Origin of the sequence: Tamaricihabitans halophyticus, from assembly GCF_004340875.1 — a bacterium.
Classification (GTDB): domain Bacteria; phylum Actinomycetota; class Actinomycetes; order Mycobacteriales; family Pseudonocardiaceae; genus Tamaricihabitans; species Tamaricihabitans halophyticus.
Genome location: NZ_SLXQ01000004.1, coordinates 328046 through 342993 on the forward strand (window position 1 = coordinate 328046; position 14948 = coordinate 342993).

Annotated in this window: 14 protein-coding genes and 1 pseudogene; 10 read left to right on the forward strand and 5 right to left on the reverse strand. The window is 67.5% G+C overall.

The window, feature by feature from the left end:
• The first annotated feature begins 35 nt into the window (after positions 1-35).
• Positions 36-488 carry a peroxiredoxin gene (locus EV191_RS13475; protein ID WP_132877360.1) on the forward strand — a complete coding sequence of 151 codons (453 nt, stop codon included), beginning with the start codon at positions 36-38 and terminating at the stop codon, positions 486-488.
• A 24-nt stretch (positions 489-512) separates the two neighbouring features.
• Here the strand turns inward: EV191_RS13475 and EV191_RS13480 are convergent, their stop codons facing one another.
• Positions 513-1592, reverse strand: coding sequence for an LCP family protein (locus EV191_RS13480; protein ID WP_132877361.1), 1080 nt, complete (start codon positions 1590-1592; stop codon positions 513-515).
• A 346-nt stretch (positions 1593-1938) separates the two neighbouring features.
• Here EV191_RS13480 and EV191_RS13485 point away from each other — a divergent pair, with 346 nt between their 5' ends.
• Positions 1939-3309, forward strand: a complete 1371-nt coding sequence (locus EV191_RS13485) for a glycosyltransferase 87 family protein (RefSeq protein ID WP_132877362.1) — start codon at positions 1939-1941, stop codon at positions 3307-3309.
• A 1-nt stretch (position 3310) separates the two neighbouring features.
• Here EV191_RS13485 and EV191_RS13490 read toward each other — a convergent pair whose 3' ends face one another.
• The 4 genes from EV191_RS13490 to dgt all read right to left on the reverse strand — a co-directional run bounded on the left by EV191_RS13490 (position 3311) and on the right by dgt (position 7699).
• Positions 3311-3520, reverse strand: coding sequence for a helix-turn-helix domain-containing protein (locus tag EV191_RS13490; protein ID WP_132877363.1), 210 nt, complete (start codon positions 3518-3520; stop codon positions 3311-3313).
• 131 nt (positions 3521-3651) lie between these two features.
• Positions 3652-5280, reverse strand: a complete 1629-nt coding sequence (locus tag EV191_RS13495) for an ABC-F family ATP-binding cassette domain-containing protein (RefSeq protein ID WP_132877364.1) — start codon at positions 5278-5280, stop codon at positions 3652-3654.
• A gap of 164 nt (positions 5281-5444) precedes the next feature.
• Positions 5445-6137, reverse strand: a complete 693-nt coding sequence (locus EV191_RS13500) for an acVLRF1 family peptidyl-tRNA hydrolase (protein ID WP_132877365.1) — start codon at positions 6135-6137, stop codon at positions 5445-5447.
• Positions 6134-7699, reverse strand: a complete 1566-nt coding sequence (dgt, locus tag EV191_RS13505; protein WP_132877366.1) for a dGTP triphosphohydrolase — start codon at positions 7697-7699, stop codon at positions 6134-6136. Before dgt ends, EV191_RS13500 begins: the two co-directional genes overlap by 4 nt.
• A gap of 56 nt (positions 7700-7755) precedes the next feature.
• Here dgt and EV191_RS13510 point away from each other — a divergent pair, with 56 nt between their 5' ends.
• The 8 genes and pseudogenes from EV191_RS13510 to EV191_RS13545 all read left to right on the forward strand — a co-directional run.
• Positions 7756-8931 (forward strand): lycopene cyclase family protein, encoded by a 1176-nt coding sequence (locus EV191_RS13510; protein ID WP_132877367.1) that lies wholly within the window; start codon positions 7756-7758, stop codon positions 8929-8931.
• Between the two features lie 3 nt (positions 8932-8934).
• Positions 8935-9546 carry a DUF6597 domain-containing transcriptional factor gene (locus tag EV191_RS13515; RefSeq protein WP_341539609.1) on the forward strand — a complete coding sequence of 204 codons (612 nt, stop codon included), beginning with the start codon at positions 8935-8937 and terminating at the stop codon, positions 9544-9546.
• Positions 9547-9556: 10 nt separating this feature from the next.
• Complete coding sequence (locus EV191_RS13520; protein ID WP_132877368.1) at positions 9557-10411, forward strand: prenyltransferase/squalene oxidase repeat-containing protein; 855 nt, start codon at positions 9557-9559, stop codon at positions 10409-10411.
• 36 nt (positions 10412-10447) lie between these two features.
• Entirely contained in the window at positions 10448-11278 is an 831-nt protein-coding gene (locus EV191_RS13525; RefSeq protein WP_132877369.1) for an enoyl-CoA hydratase/isomerase family protein, read from the forward strand.
• 136 nt (positions 11279-11414) lie between these two features.
• The gene (locus EV191_RS13530) at positions 11415-13121 is read left to right on the forward strand and encodes an EAL domain-containing protein (RefSeq protein WP_132877370.1); all 1707 of its coding nucleotides are present in this window, start codon (positions 11415-11417) and stop codon (positions 13119-13121) included.
• Between the two features lie 177 nt (positions 13122-13298).
• Positions 13299-13775 carry a hypothetical protein gene (locus EV191_RS13535; RefSeq protein ID WP_132877371.1) on the forward strand — a complete coding sequence of 159 codons (477 nt, stop codon included), beginning with the start codon at positions 13299-13301 and terminating at the stop codon, positions 13773-13775.
• A 2-nt stretch (positions 13776-13777) separates the two neighbouring features.
• Positions 13778-14398, forward strand: coding sequence for a DUF3558 domain-containing protein (locus EV191_RS13540; RefSeq protein WP_132877372.1), 621 nt, complete (start codon positions 13778-13780; stop codon positions 14396-14398).
• Positions 14398-14948: pseudogene (locus EV191_RS13545) on the forward strand (PPE domain-containing protein); the annotation flags it as partial. The gene EV191_RS13540 and the pseudogene EV191_RS13545, both read left to right, overlap by 1 nt.

A 14948-nucleotide genomic window follows, 5' to 3' on the forward strand; every position in this document is an offset into this window, starting at 1 on the left:
CGCGCGAGTTCAGGCGCGAAGGAAAGGGATCAATAATGCGAATCGGTGATATCGCCGAGGATTTCACGCTGCCGGACGAGCAGGGCAACAGCCGCCAGTTGACCGGTTTCCTCGCCAACGGACCAGTCGTGTTGTTCTTCTATCCGGCCGCGATGACCCGCGGTTGCACGGCGGAAAGCTGCCACTTCCGGGATCTCGGCGCGGAGTTCGCCGCGGTCGGCACTCAGCGCGTCGGGATAAGTCCAGATCCGGTCGCCAAACAGCACGAGTTCGCGAGTAAGTACTCGTTCGATTTCCCACTGCTCGCCGATACGGATGGCACGGTGGCCGAGGCCTTCGGCGTGCGCAGGAAGCTGGGGCCACTGCTCACCCGCAGGCAGACGTTCGTGATCGGCACCGACCGGCGCGTCCTGGACGTCATCAAGAGCGAACTCCGGATGAGCGTGCACGCCAACCGCGCGCTCGCCGCACTCCGCAACCCCCAATAACCTCGCTGACCTCAACGAGCGCGGTTACTCCATGATCGCGCTCTCGGGCACCGGCTGGTCGGTACGCAACGCGTCGAACAGCTGAGTGGACAGCCCCTCATCCCAGTACTGCCCACTGGAGTCCGTTGGCACGGTTGTGGTCGTCACGCCACCGCTGGACAGCCCGCGCATCGCCCACGCCATCCCAACCAGGTGGTGCAGATGATCACCCTCGTCGATAGTGAGCGCGTCCGGCGCGGCGGACAGCAGCGGGAAAAGCCGGAACGGGTTGAGGAAGGTCGCGGGGCTGGCCAGCTCACCCACCAGCGCGCCAATGAACTTGCGCTGGTTGACCACCCGGTCGAAGTCCGACCGCGGGGTCGAGGAGCTGTAGCGCATCCGCACGAAACCAAGCGCCTCCGGCCCTTCCAAGTCCTGGCAACCAGCTGGAATGGTGATCCCGGTTTTGGTGTCGCGCATCTCCTCGTCGAGACACATCTCGACGCCACCCACCGCGTCGACGACGTTCGCGAACCCGCCGAAGCCGATCTCCGCGTAGTGGTCCACCCGCAGGCCGGTGTTCTGCTCGACGGTCTTGGTGAGCAATTCCGCCCCACCAAACGAATAGGCCGCATTGATCTTGTTCACACCATACCCCGGAATGTCCACATTGGAATCTCGGAGCATGCTCACCAAGGTTGGCTTGGTGTCGTTATCCGGAATATGCAACAACATCATCGTGTCCGTGCGTTGACCGCCGGCAGCCGCCTCGTCGCCGGTTACCAGACGCTCGGCGTCTTCCGGATCGAGTCCGGCACGGCTGTCCGAACCGACGATCAGCCAGTTCGTACCCTCAGCCGCCGCGGGCCGCCCCTCGTAATCGGTAATCGCGGTGACCCGGTTGATCGAGAAGTCCAGGTAAGCCCAGATCGCACCGATCCCGAGCAGGAACACCAGCAGAATCGTGAGCAGGATCCGACCGGGACGGCGCCGCTTGCGTCGCTTCTGGGTACGCGGCGGTCGGCTTGGCGGTTCCTGCTGATCCTGCGGAAGCATCCGGGTCGATCGCGGCGGCGGCTGGTGCGGTGGCCGCGCGCGCTGCTGCGCACCCGGTTTCGGCATCATCTGCGCCTGTTGCGGTGGCCGCCGCCGTGGCGGCTGCCCCTGGCCCGGTCGCCCGCCTCCCTGTGGAGGTCGTGGACGCCTCGGCGGCTGGCCGCCGCCGTACTGGCCGCCGTAGCTCACCCTCGCTCACCGCCGCACGTCGCCATCCAGCTCATCCTCCGCGTTCGCAGCACTGGTTGCGTCTACGTTAGAGGGACGCGCCGCGTCGGTTGGGGTTGCCCCGCAGGTGTCGAACTGATTTGCCCCAAAGGTGCGGCGCCACGAACCGCCAGTAACCGACACGAGCCGGGAATGCGTACTTTTGGGTTCTTTGCCGTGCTTCGAAGGCTTCGCTCGTACTCGAGGCATGCCACCCGGCCACCGGGCACCTGGCGCGGCAACGGACAATACTCAGGTGCACGCGCTGATCGACCGGCGAAACGCCGCCACCAGAGGCGCCGTCGCGGTCGATCTCGGACTCTACGCGGGCTGCACGGCCTTCGCCGCGTTCACCGCGGTGGGCTCGGAGTTCTACGGCTTCCGGATCTGGGGGTGGTTCGCCACCGCCGCGTACGGGTTCGCCCTGCTGCACGCCACCTGGCTCCTGCTCAGCGGTACGCGCGCGAACCGGGGCAGCGGTCCGCTGGCCAGGCTTCGCTCGCGCTGGACACCGATCGCGGTGATCGGCATCGTTGGCATGCTTGCGCCGCTCGCGGTACTTGTCGTCCGCCGACTCACCGGCCGCGATTGGCTGAACACCCCGGGATCCTGGTCCGCTCAGCCGGAAGTCTGGGTGATCGAACGGGCGGCGAAGCTGCTGTTCACCACCGGTACGCCGTATACCGATATCGCCGCGCTCGGGAGAGCCGCGGTGGTCAACGACTACACGCCGTACGGTCCGGCGATGGCGCTGTTCGGCCTGCCGAGGGCACTGTTCGGTGACTCCCCACTCACCGATGCCCGGTTGGTCTTCGCGCTCACCGCCGTCCTTACCGTGGTTGGCGCGCTCCGGCTGCTCGGCTGGCCACATCGAGCATTCGCGATTCCGGTCCGCGCCGCACAGCTCGCGGTGATCTTCCCGCTCACCGCGTACACCTGGGCGGTCGCGGGGCCCGATCTGGCGATCGTGGGCTTGATCGTGCTCGGTATCGCGCTCGCCGCACGGGACCACGCTGGCTGGGCGGCACTGGTGCTCGCGATCGTGCTCAGCGCGAAACTCACCGCGCTCCCGGCGGTCGTGGTGGTCGCGGTGCTGGTCGCGGCCCGCCTCGGCGCGCGTGGACTGGGGAGGTTCGGCGCGGTCCACCTGCTGGCCTGCGCGGTGCTGAATATCCCCGTGCTACTCGTCGCACCACGGGCGTACCTCGATCACGTATTCCTCTTTCCCGCGGGGCTCGCCGAGGTCGTCTCCCCCGCGGCCAGCCCGCTACCGGGCCATCTGCTGGCCAGCGCTGGCTCCATCGGCCGCGTGCTCGGCTACGTGGTACTCGCCCTCGCGGCGCTGGCGATCGCGGCATGGCTGCTGCGCAGGCCACCACGCACCGCTGCGGATACCGCGCTGCGCTGCGCGATAGCACTCGCCACCGCGACGCTGCTGGTACCAGCCACCAGGTTCGGCTACCTGGTGTATCCGACCGTGCTACTTGGCGCCGCCCTGTGCTTCAGCGTCGCGGAACGCACGGCGCGCCCCGAAGACCACACCGGGGACGATCACCCCGTACCGGTCGACCGGCCGTGAGCTACTTCTTCTTGGTCCGAGTAGCTCCGCCACGACCGCGCAGTTGAACGCCCGATTCGGAAAGCACTCGGTGTACGAACCCGTAGGACCGCCCGGTGGACTCGGCCAGCGTTCGGATGCTCGCCCCCTTTTCGTACTTCTTTTTCAGATCCGCGGCGAGTCTGTCTCTCGTGCTACCGGTGATCCGCGCACCCTTTTTCAGGTCAGCCACGTCGTCCCGCCTTCCACCTGAGAGTGTCGAGGGCCACATTTTGACCCCTGCCGTCGCAATGATCGACCAGAGTAGCCGGGAATGCCAGGCAAGTTGGGAAAATCGATGCGAATCGGCGTCGACTGGTCCGGTCAGGCGAGCTGAACGAGCTCCAAATAGTCCTTCGACCAGTGATCTTCCGTACCATCCGGCAGCAAGATCACCCGTTCGGGCGCTAGCGCTTCGACCGCACCCGGGTCGTGGGTCACGAGTACGACGGCGCCGGTATAGCTGCGCAGGGCGCTGAGCACCTGTTCCCTACTCGCCGGGTCGAGGTTGTTCGTGGGCTCATCCAGGAACAACACGTTCGCGGCGCTGGATACGAGTCCAGCGAGCGCGAGGCGCGTCTTTTCCCCACCCGAGAGCGTGCCCGCTGGCTGATTCAGCTGCTCCCCGCTGAACAGAAAGCTGCCGAGCAGCGTACGCAGCTGCTGTTCCGGCGTGTCCGGCGCGGCGTGTCGGATGTTGTGCCAGACGCTGGCCTCGTGGTCCAACGTTTCGTGTTCCTGCGCGTAATAGCCGAGTTGGAAGCCATAACCCGGCACCACCTTGCCGGCATCCGCGGTTTCCTGGCCGGCGAGCAGGCGCAGCAGTGTGGTCTTACCGGCACCGTTCAGTCCGAGCACGACCACCCGCGAACCGCGGTCGATGGCCAGGTCGACCCCGGAGAACACCTCGAGGGAACCGTAGGACTTGCTCAGCCCTTCGGCGGTCAGCGGAGTCTTCCCGCAGGTGGCCGGCGCCGGGAAGCGAATCTTCGCAACCTTGTCGTCCTGACGCACCTCGTCCAGATCGGCGACGAGTTTCTCCGCACGGCGCGCCATGTTCTGTGCGGCGACCGCCTTGGTCGCCTTCGCGCGCATCTTGTCCGCCTGCGCCATCAACGCGGCGGCCTTCTTCTCCGCGTTGGCCCGTTCCCGGCGCCTGCGCTGCTCATCGGTCGCCCGCGCGTCCACGTAGCGCCGCCAGCCCATGTTGTAGCTGTCCAGCTCGCCACGGGTGGCGTCCAGGAACCACACCTTGTTCACCACGGCTTCGAGCAGCTCCACGTCGTGGCTGATCACCACGAGACCACCGTCATGATTTTGCAGAAAGCCGCGTAGCCAGGTGATCGAGTCGGCGTCGAGGTGGTTGGTGGGCTCGTCGAGCAGCAACGTGGTGTCCGACTTGCCGTTCGCGCCCACATCGGAGGCCGCGAACAGGATGCGCGCCAGTTCCACCCTGCGCCGTTGCCCACCGGAGAGGTTGCGCAGGGGTAGGTCGAACAACCGGGCTTCGAGGCCAAGGTTCGCGCAGATCCGCGCCGCCTCGCTCTCGGCGGCGTAGCCGCCAAGCCCGGCAAACCGCTCCTCCAGTTTCCCGTACCGCCGGATCGCCCGATCCCGCGCGACCGGGTCGACCAACTCCGACATCGCCGACTGGGCCTTTTCCATATCCCTGAGCAGCGAATCAAGGCCGCGGGCGGAGAGCACCCGATCCTTGGCTGGCACAGAGAGATCGCCCTCGCGCGGGTCCTGTGGCAGATAGCCGAGCTCCGAGCTGCTGCGCACCTCGCCCGCGTGCGGGTCGCCCTCGCCGGCGAGCACGCGCAGCGTCGTCGTCTTGCCCGCGCCATTGCGCCCGATGAGGCCGATTCGATCGCCGGGTTGGACGCGCAGGGTGACGTCGGCGAGCAGCACTCGCGCGCCAGCGCGTAGTTCCAGGTCGTTCGCGGTGATCAAGGGAAACTCCGTGGGTGAAGTGGTCTCGGGCAGCCGTCAGCGGCCCAGCGGCCGTAGCCGCCGGGCTTATCGCGTAGCTAATCCGCACTAACCACGCGTCCAGTGTACGGGTCGTCGCTACTGGATTTCGCACCCCGTCCGGCGACGTTGCGCACACCGCGGCCTCATCCGTCCGTCGCGGGCCCGTCCACGATCACGATCTCCACGCACCAGGCGCGCCGAGCCGCCTCGTCCAGGACTCGTTTACGGGGTTCCGGCACATCGAGCACGCGCGGCGCGGCAAGGGCGAACACCCCGGTCAGCCGGCTGTCCTCGCGCAGCGTATCCAGTGCCGCCCGGTCACCGCCCAGTACCACCCCTGCTAGCTCGGGCAATTCCGGTATCAGCACCTCGGCGACATCGTCCGCGCAGGCCCGCAACGCCTTCGTGGCCTGTTCCGATCGGCGACGCGCGAACCGCTGCTGCGACCAACCGCCTGCGGAATTACGCCCGTGTACCTGGCGCCGCCCGGTTCGCGAGCGAAGCACCTCGCCTGCGGTCGCGATCCCCACGCTGTGGCCGCCGAGCCGGACCAGCAGCAGGCCGATCCGTCTCGGTTCGGCAAGATGCGCGAGCAGTGCGTCGATGTGCAGACCGGGCACCGGCCCTGCACCGACCTGCTCACCAGCGAGCGGCCCGAACGGTACGGCGATACTCGCGGACGCCGCGTCCTCCGCCACGACCCGCACGGTGTCCACGGCAAGCTCGGTGTGCCGGATCCCGCCATGCCGCCGCGCGAACCGTTCGAACCAGCCGGGCAACCGTTCCTGGCTGACTTCGATCGCGCGGCCGCCACCGGCTACCTCCCGTGCGCTCACAGTACGAACGCGTCCGACCAGGGCTGCGTGCCGCGACCAGAAAGCGCGTCCATCAGCGTCACCGCCTGCCCGTCGGTCATCGAGGCGACGAAGTCGAGCACCGCGCGCCCCCTGGCCAGCGCCCGCAGCGCATCCGTCCCGTGCGGAGCCTCGCCGCTGCTACCAGCAAGCAGCTCCGGCTCGGTTCGTGCGATCGAGTCGTATTCCGCGCGGGCCACCTCGACAAGATCGTTGAGCCGGCGCGGTAGGCGGTGCGCTTCTTCGCGATCGGCCACCCACGAATCCAGAGCGTCAACCAGGGTGCCGAGCAATTCCGCCTGGCCACGCTGATGTAGCGCGAGGTTGGGGCGTTGCAGGACGAACTGCCGGTGCACGAACTTGAGGACTTGCACCTCGTGCCACGGCTGCTGGTGTAGCGCCAGATGACCGGAGCGCACGTCCGGATCTTCGGTGACCAGCACGCCGTGCACCAGTCTCGCGGTCCAGCGGCCGGAGAACGCCGCGACGGCCTGTTCGGCTTCGGCTGAGCCGTCGAAAGGTACCGCGAGCAGCCCGTCAACCAGGTCGGCGCGCACCGAGGCCACCGCCATCGCGAAGGCTTCGTCGTGCACGATCCAGCCGTCCTTGGCGTGCAGCCGCCGGCGCAACATCTCCAGCGAGTGCCCCGGCCGGCGCTCTCGTTGCACCAGTGTCGCCCAATCAAGCTCGGCCAGCTCCATGGCTGAGCGCTGCCATTGCCCCAACTCCGCGGCCACCGCCGCGTGCTGCAACACACCGATCCGGTGAAAGTCCTCCAGATCGTGGATCGCGTAGGCGATATCGTCCGCGGTGTCCATCACGGAGGCTTCGACGGTCTGCTGCCAGTCGGCGACGATGCCATCGAAGGGTGCGCGGCAGTCCCGCACATCGTCCAGTTCCGTGACATAAGCGGAGAATTTCGCCGAACCACTGCCCGGTGCTTCGTCCAGTTCGGACGCGCCCCGTGGCGGTCGGGAGAAGTCGCGGGGATGCGGCCGCGGGTAGTGCAGCCGCGTCCAGGGATATTTTAGCACCGCTGCCCTACTAGCTGCGGTCAGATCCAGCCCGGCGCCTCCTGGCCCTCTGGTGTCGATCGTGGTGAGAATCCGAAACGACTGGGCGTTGCCCTCGAACCCGTCCGCGAGCGCGAACCGGTTTCGCGCGATCCGATCGAGTACCCGCTCCCCCAGATGCCCGAACGGCGGGTGCCCGAGGTCGTGCCCGAGCGCCGCGGCTTCCGCTACGTCCGGTTCGCAGCCGCCGAGTTCGCGCACCGCGCTGGCCAGCGTCGGCTCGGTGGTCAGTCGCTCCGCGATCGCCCTGGCGACCTGGGCGACCTTGATGCTGTGCGTAAGGCGGTTGTGTAGCAGCGCCGATCCGGATGTGCTGACCACTTGGGTGACACCGCCCAGTCGGGCGAAATAGGGCGAGGTGGCGATCCGGTCGCGATCCGCCCGGTATGGGCTCGCCGCCAGATCCCGGTATCGCGCGCCGGACACCGCGCCCCGCCGCAGCGCCCGACCCGTGTCCTGATCATTGACCATGCCAAGACCGTAGCGCCGTACCTACCGAGACAAATACCTACTGGGACAATCAAGGCGTGTTCGACGTAGTGGTGGCCGGGGCCGGCCCGACCGGATGGGCGCTGGCGAGCCACTGTGCTCGGTACGGCCTGCGCGTCGCGGTGCTCGATCCGGCGCCGGAACGGCGATGGCCGGCGACCTACGGCGGTTGGGCGGACGAACTCGAGTTCCTGCCCGGCTCGACGATCGCCGCCCGACCGAGCCAGACCAGGGTCATCACGCGCGCTAACCAACGGGTCGACCGCGATTACCTCATACTCCGCAACGCCGGGCTGGCTCGCTGGCTTCGCGAGGACACGGTGGAGCGAATCAGCGCGTCGGCCAGTGGGGTGCGCACCGGACCGCATGGCGTGACGATCGAGCTGGCTGGCGGCAGGCAGCTGGCCAGCGCGGTCGCCGTTGATGCCACCGGGTACGCACGGGCACTGTCCGGTGGGCCGGTACGCGGCGCGCGCACCGAGCAGACCGCCTTCGGGCTGGTTTTCCCCGAGGCCGTGGTTGCGGAGCTCGTCGAGCCGGGCTCGGCGGTGCTGATGGATTGGCGGCCGGCACCCAACGCGACCGGCGGCACCGCCAGTTTCTGCTACGGAGTTCCGGTTGGTACGGGCCAGGTACTCGTCGAGGAGACCTCGCTTGCCAAGCGCCCGGCGCTGCCGTACCAACCGTTGCGCGAGCGACTGGCGGCCCGACTCGCCACGGCCGGGGTCCGCACGGCACAGGCACTACGCACGGAGCGGGTGCGTATCCCGCTCGACCTGCCCTTACCGCGCGGCCCGGTGCTGGGTTTCGGGGTGGCCGCTGGTCTGGTCCATCCGGCCACCGGCTACGGCCTGGCTAGCGCGCTGCAATTGGCGGAACCGGTGGCGGCCGCGATCGCCGGCGGGCTGCCGAACCCGGCGGCGGCGAATTCGGCGGCCGGCGCGGTGCTCTGGCCGAACCGCGCGCGTTCCGTGCACGCCTTGCGCCGGTACGGGTTGCGCGCGCTGCGCCGGATGTCCGGCGCCGAACTCGCCGTGTTCTTCGAGGTGTTCTTCGGTATGGATCAACCGACGCAGCGCGCCTACCTGTCCGGGCGCGACGACCTCCTCGGCACGCTGGCCGCGATGCGGGCGATCTACGCGGACTCCCCTTCGGCGCTACGACGCCGGCTATCTGGCGGGATGCTGCCGATGATCAGCCGCGCGGCCGGTTAGCGGGTGATCCCGGATGGGTGCGTGGACCTGGTGTGGCTCGACGGCCGACCCTTCGTCATGGGCGCCGACACCAAGCCGCTGGTCTGGGCGGCGATCGGCGCGCCAGCCTGTGGAATTCGACTACGGCCGGGAATGGCCGGCGCCGTGCTGGGCCTTCCCGCGTACGAGGTGCGTGATCAACAGATCCCGCTTGCCCAACTGTGGCCCTCGACATCCGAGTGGACCGACGGTACGGACCCGGTGGAGCCGTCGGGGCGGCTTCGACTGTTGGCAGAGGCCGTGTTACACCGCAGGGCGGAACCGGATCCGCTCATCGGCGCCGCGGTTCGCCGGTTGGGTGTTCCTGGGGCTCGCGTCGCGGCCGTCGCGGCTGATCTCGGGGTCAGCGAGCGTCATCTGAATCGGCTGGTCAGCGCGGCGGTGGGCTACGGCCCCAAGTTCCTGGCTCGGGTGGCTCGGCTGCGTGGCCTGATCGCGGCCGGTGAGCCGGTGCTGGCCGATCGTGCGCTTGCGGCTGGCTACGCCAGCCAGGCGCATATGGCCGACGAAGTGCGGTGTCTCACCGGCCTGACCGCTGTCCGATTTCTGGAAGACGCGGCGTTAACGGCTGCGTAGCCTCCGTCGCATGAGCATTGACCTGAAAGCTGCCCGGAAGTTCACCGAATCCACCGCCCGCCTCCTTGAGCGGCACCAGCTGGCCGTACTTCTTGATGACGCGCCGATTCAGCCGGTTTTGACCGCGCTCAAGGCTTACCAGAACAGCGATGGCGGGTTCGGGCATGCGCTGGAACCCGACGTACGGTGTCCCGGTAGCCAACCGGCCGCGGCCCTGTCGGCGCTCGACGTGCTCATCGACGTGGCCGCCGGGGACGACCCCATGATCACCGAGCTGGCCGACTGGACCGCCACCATCGCCCACCCGGACGGTGGTCTGCCGACCGTATTGCCATCGGCCGCCGCCCACCCGCACGCGCCATGGATGGCGCCCGATACCGCGGCGGGGTTTTTCACCTACGCGCTCGCGGCCAGGCTGTGGCGTCTCGGCGTGCGGCACCCGTGGCTCGACAAGGCAACCGCATGGTGCTGGAACCAGATCGACGCGATCGAGAACCCGGCCGGCTACACGGTGAAGTGCGCACTCGAATTCCTCGACGCGGTCCCCGATCCGGTCCGCGCCGCGGCAGCCATCGAGCGCTTCCGTCCAGCGATCCGCGCGGACGGCACGGTCCCCGTCGAGGGTGGAATCGAGAACGAGCACATCAAGCCGCTCGATCTTTCGCCCCGGCCAGCGGCGCCGAGCAGGGAGTTGTTCGGCGACAAGATGATCGAAGCTGATCTGGAGCGGCTGGAAGGCGAGCAGTTGGGCGACGGCGGCTGGGACTTCCACTTCCTGCACTTCTCCCCCGGCCAGACCGTGGAATGGCGCGGCCTGGTCACCCTGGCTGCCATCCGGACGCTGCGCACACACGGCAGGGTTTAATCTCCGCAGCTCAGATCAGGGCCGAGGAGGCGTCACATGGACAGCTACGGGAACTACGAAGTGTTGAAACTCGACTGGGCCGGGGCGGGCGTGTTGCGCGTGAGCATCGACAATCCCAGTCGAGCCAACGCGTTGGACGCGACTGGCCACGGCGAGATCACCCGGATCTGGCGCGAGGCCGATGCGGATGAGCGGGTACGCGCCGTGCTAATTACCGGAGCCGGTGACAACTTCAGCGCCGGCGGTGATCTGGGCTGGGTCCGCGACCTCGCCGACGATCCGCAGGCGCGCATTGCCGGGTTGCGGGAAGCGCGGGAGCTGGTCACCAACCTGGTGAACTTCACCAAGCCCGTGGTGTCCGCGGTGCGGGGTGTCGCCGTCGGTGCCGGGCTGGCCGCCGCCCTGCTCGCCGATGTCTCGGTGGTCGCGAAGGATGCGCGGTTGATCGACGGCCACACGAAACTCGGGGTGGCCGCGGGCGATCACGCGGCCCTGATCTGGCCGCTGCTGTGTGGCCTGGCCAAGGCCAAGTACTACCTGCTGACCTGCGATCAGCTAGACGGCGCCGAGGCCGAACGAATCGGCCTGGTATCCCTTGCCGTACCGGACGACGAGGTCACCGACAGGGCGACCGAGATCGCTGGCCGGCTCGCGAACGGCGCGCCAACCGCCGTCCAGTGGACCAAACACGCCCTCAACTCCTGGCTGCGCTCGGCCATGCCACACTTCGATGCCGCGCTCGCCCTCGAGTTCCTCGGCTTCGCCGGACCCGAAGTGCAGGAAGGACTCGCCGCACTGACCGACAAACGCGCACCCACCTTCCACCAGGACAGCGACGACGGCAATCCGCAGGGATATCGCGGTTAAGGAATCGGTTACGTCAGGGTGCCTAGCCCCCAACACGGACCGACCACTCCGGATGTAGTACGAACGGGTGATAATGGCAAAACACGAATGAACCTTTGATAACCATGTCCCCTATGGGCCTACAGCAAGACCGAGGATGGCGGTTGTGAAGGCGGACCTCGGCACCGTGCGCTTCGCGTTCCAACCGCTGTACAGCCTGCGGGATGGCAAGGTCGTGGCGGTGGAAACCCTGGCGAGACCGCGGGCCGGCAGCATTACCGATCTGCTGCGCAGCGCGCGCGGGCAGGTTCAGTTGGCGGAGCTGGATCTCGCGCTGGCGACCAAATCCGTGCACACCGCGGCCGAGCAGGACGCCAACCTGCCACTGCACGTCAACCTGCTCGCCACCACCGCCGTTCGGCCGGTGCGGGAGTTTCAACCACTGCTGCGGGCGCTCAGCGACTCCGGCAGGCGCACCAGGGACGTCGTGCTCGAGATCTGTCCGCCGTTCGGCCGGATCCCGCCAGACACCCTGCTGCGCGGTATGCACGCACTTGCCGAACAGGGCTTCCGCATCGCCGTGGACGGCGTTGGGGAGGGCGACGTGCCCATGCGGGTACTCGCACAAGCCCCCGCGGACACCATCAAGATCGACCGCAGGATCATCGCGGGGCTACCGGATGATCCGTGCGCCATGGCCCTCACCGAATCGTTGGTGCATCTGGCGAAACGCAACGACGCCCATCCCGTTGCGGTCGGCGTGGAAACCGAGGCGCAGCTCGAGGCCGCCCGCGGCCTTGGTATCCGGTTGGCCCAGGGCGAACTGCTCGCCAAGGCGCGGTTCGAGCTCAGCACCGCGCCATCCATGAGCCCCGTCACACCGGCGCGTGGCAAGCAGCATCCGGTCGCTTTCGGACCCACGCAGGCGCCGCGGGTACGGGACTTCCTGCGTCCGGCCCACACCCTGCCGGCGGAGGCCACCGCGGATGAAGTACGCGAGGTGTTCGTGGCCGAGGGTGGTCCAACCGGCGTGGTGCTGGTGGACGAGCACGACCGCCCGCGCTGGTCGATCGACCGCAACCGGTTCCTGCTCGCGGTCACCGGGCCGTACGGGCACGCGCTGCATGCGAGCAAGGAGGCGGCCAGGTTGGCAGATCCCCCGCATGTGATCGGGATCGAGGCAACCGCGATGCAGCTACTCGACCTGGTGACCAACGCGGCGTGGAGCAGGACCGGTGACAACGTGATCGTGATCGACGCGCGGGGCCGGTGCGTCGGCATGGTGCGGGTAACCGAGGTGGTTCGCGGCGTCGCCGAGACGAAGATCGAGCATGCCGCCGCGCTCAACCCGCTGACCCGGTTGCCCGGCAGCGATGTGGTCGCCCGTGACGTCGACGGCCGGATCGCCGCGCGCCGCGCGTTCGCGACGGCCTGGCTGGACGTGGACGGCTTCAAGACGGTGAACGATACGGCTGGTTTCGCGGCCGGCGACGATCTGCTCAGGGATCTGGGGCGGACGTTGAGTTCGGCGACCACCGGGCTGCGTACGGTGACCATTGGGCACGTCGGCGGCGATGACTTCCTCCTGGTCAGCGACCTCGAAGAGCTGCCCATCGTGGCCTCAGCGGTGCTGGACCGGCAATGGATGGTGGAACGGCTGCCGGTCACCGTCTCGCTCGCCACCCTGGTGTGCGCTGTTGGCGCGGTGAACTCCTACCGCGAGGTCGCCAGACTGCTCGCACCGCTGAAGACGCACGCGAAAGCGGTCCGCGGGTCAAGCTGGGTACTTGGCCGACCCGGCAGCGACCGAGTCGATGTCCTGCGCGGCCGGCCGCATCGGCTGCCCGCCCAACGCGTCTCCTGACACCGAGGGAACCTGGACAGGCGCCCGGGCCGTCCGATATACGAAAAGGGACGAGTCACTCACCCGTAGCGGTTTCCGCGGAATCCCCCGGAAACCGAGCACACCGGATCGCGCCCGGTGTTACGGTCGTGACCGCACGTGCCCGATACGTGCAACTCATGCCGCGAGGAGGGGAACATGAGCCAGCCAGGCCCGAACCCGGAGACTGCCGCGCTAGGCGCCGCAGCGGGCGCCGCACCCACGGTAGGCGCCGCTGTCGGCGCAGGCGCGATCGGCGCGGGGGCGATGAGCGCTCTCGGCGCGGTCGCCAACCAGGGTGGCGGCGAAGGCGGCGGCCGCTTCGAATACACCGAAGAACAACTCCGCTCCATCATGCGACGCTGGCAAGGCCTAGCCAACAGTTACAATGCGGACGTCCAGAGGGCGGAGCCCCTACGGCGGATTCAGGGTCCCGGGAACGAGTATGTGAGCGCCCGCTATGCATTGGCAGCCAATGCGGCCGGACAAAAGGTCATCGACTCGCTGATCGAACGCCGCGAGTACTGCCAGGCGCAGGCCGATAAATGCGCGAAGGCGCTCGGCGAATACACCGAGACCGAGGACCAGGCAGCCCGGGAAATGCGCCGCCAAGACGATAAGGGCGGCCCACTGTAACCATGCGCGCCTGGACCCTGCTACCCGCACTTCTCGCCGCCGGCATGCTGCTCGCCGGCTGCGCCGACACCGAAACCGGCGAAGCCACCCCGGCCGCAACCGGAAGCGCGCCAACCAACAGCTCACCCAGCGGCGGCGACACAACACCCGAGGGCGCACCCAAAGTCGAAAACCCGCTCGACACCAGCAAGTACCAGCAGGACCCGTGCAGCACGCTCACCTCCGCGCAACTACAAGAACTCGCTCTCGATGAGCCCGGCGAAGAGGACCCAGCAAAGGCCGGCCCGGCATGCTTCTGGTGGAACAACGAGGCAGTGTCGAATGCATCGATCATCTTTGTGACAGCTGGCAATAACGGGATCAGCGACATCTACGCCAACCAGGACACCAACGCCGTCTTCGAAGAACTCCCCGCCATCGAAGGCCACCCCGTAGTTGCCTACGGCTCAGTCGCAGGTGAACACGAAAAGGGCTACTGCACCCTCGCCGTTGGCGCCACCGACCAACTCTTCCTCAGCATCGGCGTGAAAGTGTCCCGCGCCAACGTCGGCCAACGCGATCCCTGCGTCGCCGCCCAGGGGGTCGCCGAAATGATGATTAACACGATGCAGGGGGGATCCTGATGTCATCGCCAGTAAACTCGAATTCATCGCAGGACGTATTCAACGCGGCTATCGGTGGACTATTCAGTCTTTCACCAAGCCAGATCTACGAGGTAGTGCATGGCGGCCCAGGCGCCGGCTCACTCGGTGAGGCTGAAGGCATGGGTAGTGAGATCGCCAGCAGTGAGAACGAGCGGGTTGGCGAGATTCAGCAGCTGAAGGCCGAAATCGAGTCTGGTTGGCAAGGTAACGCTGGCGCGGGTGCGGCGGGCGCGGCGGCGCCGCTGGCGGAATCGGCACAGCAAGGCGCCAACCAGCTCGGCAAAGCGCAGAGTATTCATACGATGCAGCGGGATGTATTCGACAACACCAAGAACTCGGTGGTTCAGATTCCGGAGAACCCACCGGAACCGAATTTCATCGATCAGGTATTCCCGTTCGCCACCGACCACGCACAAAAGGCGGCGGATTACCAGGCCAAGGCCGAATACAATATGCAGGTCTTCGAGAAATACGAAGGCACCAGCAGTTCCAGCCAGGACACCCTGCCAACGGAATACGGTCAGCTACG